The sequence below is a fragment of the Dyadobacter luticola genome (genome assembly GCF_005860805.1).
GTDB lineage: Bacteria > Bacteroidota > Bacteroidia > Cytophagales > Spirosomataceae > Dyadobacter > Dyadobacter luticola.
The window spans coordinates 1-1,188 of the sequence record NZ_VCEJ01000003.1 but is presented as its reverse complement, the minus strand read 5'-3'; the positions used below and the strand labels follow the sequence as shown (position 1 = coordinate 1,188).

Here is a 1,188-nt window from a genome sequence, read left to right as displayed (position 1 = left end):
TTGTATGTACCCCGTTTCTCAGACAGCTATTAGTTGTTGTATTTCCTTTTTCATCAGCAGGTCTTTCCATTCAAAAGGTGTCATATTGCTGAGTCCTTCGTGAGGTCTTCGTTGATTGTATTCTTCTATCCATTCCGCGGTCAATTGCCTAACCTGATCAAGATCAAAAAAGAGATAGGCGTCCAACACTGCTTCTCTATATAGCCGATTAAATCGTTCAATGAACCCATTTTGAGTGGGTTTTCCTGGCTGGATAAACCGTGTTTCTATATTTCTATCAGCACACCAAATAGCAAAATCTTTCGACGTAAATTCTGGCCCATTGTCCGATCTGATCGCTTTTGGAAAGCCTTTGCTCAGCCCGATCCGTTCCAAAATTCTGGTAATTCTCTTTGAGGACAGCGAAGTATCAATCTCAATTGCCAAAGCTTCTCTTGAACAATCGTCAATGACATTGAACGTTCTGAATTTTCGATTCCCAATCATTGAATCACTCATAAAGTCAACGCTCCAAGTCTCATTTATCTGCGCAGGCTGAACCAGTGGTTGTTTAACGCGGTCTGGTAATCTACGCTTACCTTTTCGTCTCTTATTAAGCTTTAAGGCCTGGTAAAGCCGATGAACTCTCTTATGGTTCCAAGGCTTTCCCGATCTCCTCAGGTAAGCAAAAAGCTTTCTAAATCCATACGAGGGATGCTTAAACGCCAGTTCCTGCAACGATTCGATCACATCGGAATCATCCTTGCGACTGTTGTAATAATATTGGGAGCGGACAAGGTCAACGATTTTACAGGCTCTGCTCACAGCGATATTGTACTCCTTGACAATCTCTTCTGTTAATTCCCTTTTTGTGGCAGAGCCCAGCCCTTTTTTGCGAAAAGTTCTTTAAGAATTTGATTATCCAGACTTAGATCTGCGAACATCTTTTTAAGGCGGGAATTTTCCTCCTCCAAATCTTTCAAGCGCTTAACATCAGACGCTTCCATGCCGCCATAACGGCTCTTCCAGTTGTAAAAAGTCGCCTCGGAAATGCCATGCTGTCTGCAAATCTCTTTGGTCGGGATGCCCCCTTCCTGTTGCTTAAGGATCGAAACAATCTGCGTCTCGCTGAACTTGGTTTTTTTCATCAGTTTAAAATTAAGTGATATTCTCCAATTTCAAACTGTCTGTGGTTTAGGGATACTTACA

The 1,188-nt window shown here is 42.3% G+C and carries 1 protein-coding gene; it reads right to left on the bottom strand.

Annotation, left to right across the window (positions count from 1 at the left end):
* Positions 1-18: 18 nt before the first annotated feature.
* Positions 19-1,127 (bottom strand): IS3 family transposase gene (locus FEN17_RS10580; RefSeq protein WP_138365340.1). Its coding sequence is split into 2 segments (ribosomal slippage): positions 19-878 and positions 878-1,127, totalling 1,110 coding nucleotides; the frame shifts between segments, so codons are not numbered across the junction.
* Positions 1,128-1,188 lie beyond the last annotated feature (61 nt).